The organism is uncultured Victivallis sp., assembly GCA_944389935.1.
GTDB lineage: Bacteria > Verrucomicrobiota > Lentisphaeria > Victivallales > Victivallaceae > Victivallis.
This window is the reverse complement of the sequence record CALXOE010000088.1, coordinates 1-4,462: the sequence shown is the minus strand read 5'-3', so window position 1 is coordinate 4,462 and position 4,462 is coordinate 1. Positions and strand designations below refer to the sequence as shown.

Genomic DNA, 4,462 nt, shown 5'->3' with positions numbered 1-4,462 from the left:
GTACCGGAGGTTCGATCCGCGCCGGTACATCGTGCAGTTCGTGATGCTGCAGTTCTACATCAAATTGAGGGAGTACGGTTCCCTCTCGTTCAACAAGAAGGAGGACGAAAATGCGTAAACTGATTCTCACATTTGCCGCCGCCGTCGCGGTCGCGTTCATTGCCGCCGGCTGCGCGAGTACCACGACGACGATCACCGAGTTCGACGCCGAGGGCAACGTAATCAAGACGACAACGACGAGCGAGAGCGTCATCAAGACCGTCACGGACTCGACGCAAAACAAAAGCGTTTTCGCCTGGGAGGACGGCTGGGCGGCCTATCTCTCCGTGAGCTCCGGAACGCTCGAAGACCCGACTCCGCACGGAAAAATGTTTGTCGGGAAAACGAACCGCGGGGCGCTTTCGCTGCTGCCGAACCAGCAGGGGCTGCCGGGGATCGCCCGGATCATCCAGGCGACGAAGTCGGACATCTCGGCGAGCCTGACCGACGGCGTGGCGGCCACGAGCAGCGAGATCCAGACCGCCGGAAAGGAGTCCGCAAATGAGTAAATGCAAAGCCACATGCGAGGTTTACAGCCGCGTCTGCGGCTACTTCCGCCCCGTGAGCAACTGGAACAAGGGCAAGAAAGAAGAGTTCAAGGAGCGCAAGACCTACAAGGTGCAGTAACGGAATTTTTCGACCTTATATATGAATAGCCGGGCGTCGTGATGGCGTCCGGCTATTCATTTGCCTGGTAAGTGTGTAAACAGTATTTTCTATTTTGCCATCAAGGTTTACACTTTCCCTCCCTTGCAATATCTACGCGACTGTGTAAACAATTCCTCCCCCCCTGCTCAAACCGCCCCTTACAATATAGCGGACTTTCCAGGAAAAAAACGGGGTTACCCCCAGTGAATTCCGAGCAAAATTTTTATCTCGGCGGTAGTTTGAAAAGTTCCGGGGGAATCTGGTTCTTCGCCGTATTTTAATGAAATGCCTTTCCCGTTCACCGGCTCTCCTGTTGAGCGGGGGAGGACCAGACCACCCGATGCGGAATCACCCGGAGTTTCCGCGCCAGCCCCTCCTCCAGCCCGAACCGGCGGCAGAACTCCGGCATGGCATCGCTCTCCGTCGTGACCGGAACGGCATCGATCCGCGTTGCCTCCCGAAGCTCCGGCAGGCGGTTCACGGTCGCGGCGAACGGCTCGAAAAGCGTATCGCCCGCATCCCGGTCGAAAACCAGCAGCACAATCCGGTGCGGCTTCTTCCGCCATTGATCCCGGATGAGCGTCAGGGCCGCTCCGGCATCCTGAGCCGACTCCCCGTTCACCGTCACCCGGAACGGGTCCGGCGAATAATCGACACGCAGCACCTCCCCGGGCTCGAACGGTTCCACAAACAGATCCTCGTTCATGAGTCTCGTCCGCATCTTCTCCCAGTCGATCGAACGCAGCAACTCCGGGAGATTTCCGTAAATCGTGGCGTGATGGCCGAACGTTTCCTCACACATCTCGGCGATCGCGCTTTCAACGTCGCGCCCGTTGAAGACAATGCGGTATGCCGCCACGACCGTCCCCGTGCGGTCGGAACCGTGCCAGCAGTGGATCAGCAGCGATTTCGGTTCGTCCCGGATGATCCGGAGCGCTTCATACACATGCTCCTCCGTCATGCTGCCGGCATTGCACGGGACAGCGAACTCCCGGATCTTCAACCCGTTGAGCCGTCCCCGATCGGAATGAAAGTTCCGCAGATTGAGAACGCTCCGGAATCCTCGCTTCTCCAGCGCGGCGAACTCCTCGTGGTCGGGCTGCGCACTGCGGTAAATGCCGTTCACCGGATCGACCTCGTGAAAGTTGCGCGGATTCTCCCCCTCCCCCGCGAATGCGATCACCGCCGCAACCACGGAGAGTGCGACGAACAACGCCCGCTTCACCCGATTTGCCATCTTTCCCTCCCTCGTTGGAAATTCCATGTTCCGGAAAATACTCTAACACAACACGCCGTCCGTTTCAAGCCCAAAAACGAAAAAAGCGGGCGGGACATCACGCCCCGACCGCCAGAAAAATACGAATGCTCAACAGCTTAGAATGCGTTGCGGTAGATCTCGAGAATATCCGCCACGCTCGTGTCGCGCGGATTCCCGCCCGTGCAGACGTCGGCGAACGACATCTCCGCCAGTGCGGGCAGATCCTCCTCTTTCACCGAGGGCAGCTCCCGCATCTTCTGCGGAATGCCGACATCGACGGAGAGTTTGCGGACCGCATCGACCGCCGCCTTGCGCGCCTCTTCCGTGCTCATGGCGTCGACGTTCGCAACCCCCATCGCCCGCGCGATTTCGCGATACTTCTCACCGGTGGCGGGCGCGTTGTACTCCATCACGTAGGGGAGCAGCACCGCGTTGGCGATGCCGTGCGGCGTGTTGTAGAACCCGCCGAGCGAATGCGCCATCGAGTGCACGATCCCGAGTCCGACGTTCGAGAAGCCCATCCCGGCGATGTACTGGCCGAGCGCCATGCCGTCGCGCCCCTCCGGCGTATTGTTCACGGCGCCGCGCAGCGAACGGGAGATGATCTCGATCGCCTTGAGGTGCATCATGTCGGTCAGCTCCCAGGCGGCTTTCGTGATATACCCCTCGATCGCATGGGTCAGCGCATCCATGCCGGTCGCGGCGGTCAGCCCTTTCGGCATCGAAGACATCATCTCGGGGTCGATCACCGCGATGACCGGAATGTCGTGCGGATCGACGCAGACGAACTTGCGCTTTTTCTCCTCATCGGTGATGACGTAGTTGATCGTCACCTCGGCCGCGGTCCCCGCCGTGGTCGGAATCGCGATGATCGGAACGCACGGTCTGGAGGTCGCGGCACACCCCTCGAGCGAAACGACGTCGGCAAACTCCGGATTGTTGATGATGATGCCGATCGCTTTCGAGGTGTCGGTCGGCGAACCGCCGCCGATCGCAATGAGGTAATCCGCCCCCGCGGCTTTGAACGCCGCCACGCCCTGCTTCACGACGTTGACCGAGGGATTCGCCTTGACGTCGCTGAAAATCTCGTACGCGAGTCCCGCCTTGTCGAGCAGGGAGGTCACCTTGTCGGCCACATGGAACTTGATGAGATCCTTGTCGGTCACGACAAGCGCCTTGCTGAAGCCGCGCTTTTTGATCTCATCGACAATGGAAGCGACGGCCCCTGCGCCGAAATAAGAGGTCTGGTTCAGAATCATCCGGTTGATCATTTGCAAAGACTCCTTTTCTGTAAACGAAATTCAGCTCCGATAAATACAGAAACTATAGCACAAATTCCATATTTTTCCAGAGTCTCCGTGAAAAAATTCCGCACAATCGGATGCCCCCCTGCCCCGTGCCGTTTCACTAAAAATTCGGCATGTTGAGCCACTCCTGCCAGGAAACCGGATCGGTCATTTCGTAAATCTGGTCGATACGCACGGCACTGTTATGCAGCAGTGCCGACGGGATCCTCCCGCGTTCATTTCTTCCTGTATGGAGCCCTCCCCACAGAACGGCAACCACTTTCCCGTCGGCAGTGAAAATCGGGCTGCCACTGGAACCGCCCGCAGCTGGAACGCTGTGCGTGATCGAGCGATTGTATTCCGGCCCGGCGTCCTTGCCGGCGGAGTCGGTGATCTTCTTGATGTCGCCGGAAGCGTAGGAGGCTTCCGGCTTTTCGAGATCGAGTTCGTTGTTCTTCACCCCTTCCGTGGGAAATCCGGCAGAGGCGACCGGGGTCCCCGGCATCAGCGCATACAACTGCCGCCGCGATGCGATATCGAAATAGCAATCCGTCCGGCCGGCGATCTCGAAAACGGCGACATCGTATTCCCCGGTTTCCGGGCCGCCCGGATTGTAGCGGGGGTGCACCTGAACTTTTGCAATCCGGAAGCTCTTCCCGTTGCTGTGGTTCAGGCGGATCTCCATATCGCGGATCTTGATCGCACCGCTCTTGACCCAATCAATAATTTCCGCCCGCTTCTGCGCAATTCCCCGATCCCCGATCCGTTTGCGATAATCAGCCAGTGACATCCTTTGTTTCGCCGCCTCCAACCGCAAACAATTCTCTAAGTTAGGTTTTACAACTTTCTCCTCCATGCTGTTTTTCAACGCATACGCCACATGAGCGTTGGAGACGAATTTTTCAGGGGAAATCGCAAATGCAGTCCCCATTGACACGGACACCAAATTTCCGTCACTCCTTTGAAACGTAACGACGACCAGCCCGATCGCCCGCTGCTTTCTCTGATAAGCATGCGACAGAGACGCTCCCGGGGTCGACACGTCGACGTATTCGTCGTCTCCGCCCTCTTCCGCCCCTCCGTCTGTCCGGCCGATCGCGTAAATCGCCAGCACGAATCCGAGAACCGCAACGAGGCAGAAACCGGCGAAAAAGAGGGTCTTCACGGGAATTTGTGGGTAAATCGGTGTGAGATACATCAGAACCCGTCGTCAGTCAAGCGGCAATCCGGC

The 4,462-nt window shown here is 58.4% G+C and carries 5 protein-coding genes; 2 read left to right on the top strand and 3 right to left on the bottom strand.

Features of this window, described 5'->3' with window-relative positions; all coding sequences use genetic code 11:
- The first annotated feature begins 110 nt into the window (after positions 1–110).
- Positions 111–548: a hypothetical protein gene (locus Q0J85_RS15280; RefSeq protein ID WP_294483178.1), complete on the top strand. Its 438-nt coding sequence runs from the start codon at positions 111–113 to the stop codon at positions 546–548.
- Positions 541–666, top strand: a complete 126-nt coding sequence (gene nrdD / locus Q0J85_RS15275; RefSeq protein ID WP_294483175.1) for an anaerobic ribonucleoside-triphosphate reductase — start codon at positions 541–543, stop codon at positions 664–666. Before Q0J85_RS15280 ends, nrdD begins: the two co-directional genes overlap by 8 nt.
- 319 nt (positions 667–985) lie before the next feature.
- Here nrdD and Q0J85_RS15270 read toward each other — a convergent pair whose 3' ends face one another.
- The 3 genes from Q0J85_RS15270 to Q0J85_RS15260 all read right to left on the bottom strand — a co-directional run bounded on the left by Q0J85_RS15270 (position 986) and on the right by Q0J85_RS15260 (position 4,396).
- A complete protein-coding gene (locus Q0J85_RS15270) occupies positions 986–1,924 on the bottom strand; it encodes a tyrosine-protein phosphatase (protein WP_294483173.1) in 939 nt (312 codons plus the stop codon).
- A 137-nt stretch (positions 1,925–2,061) separates the two neighbouring features.
- The gene (fucO, locus tag Q0J85_RS15265) at positions 2,062–3,216 is read right to left on the bottom strand and encodes a lactaldehyde reductase (RefSeq protein WP_294483170.1); all 1,155 of its coding nucleotides are present in this window, start codon (positions 3,214–3,216) and stop codon (positions 2,062–2,064) included.
- 136 nt (positions 3,217–3,352) lie between these two features.
- Entirely contained in the window at positions 3,353–4,396 is a 1,044-nt protein-coding gene (locus Q0J85_RS15260; RefSeq protein WP_294483168.1) for a serine protease, read from the bottom strand.
- Positions 4,397–4,462 lie beyond the last annotated feature (66 nt).

Bases quoted from the DNA above. Each gene is read 5' to 3' on its own strand.
- Q0J85_RS15280 (WP_294483178.1), top strand. From the start codon at position 111: ATGCGTAAACTGATTCTCACATTTGCCGCCGCCGTCGCGGTCGCGTTC.
- nrdD (WP_294483175.1), top strand. From the start codon at position 541: ATGAGTAAATGCAAAGCCACATGCGAGGTTTACAGCCGCGTCTGCGGC.
- Q0J85_RS15270 (WP_294483173.1), bottom strand. From the start codon at position 1,924: ATGGCAAATCGGGTGAAGCGGGCGTTGTTCGTCGCACTCTCCGTGGTT.
- fucO (WP_294483170.1), bottom strand. From the start codon at position 3,216: ATGATCAACCGGATGATTCTGAACCAGACCTCTTATTTCGGCGCAGGG.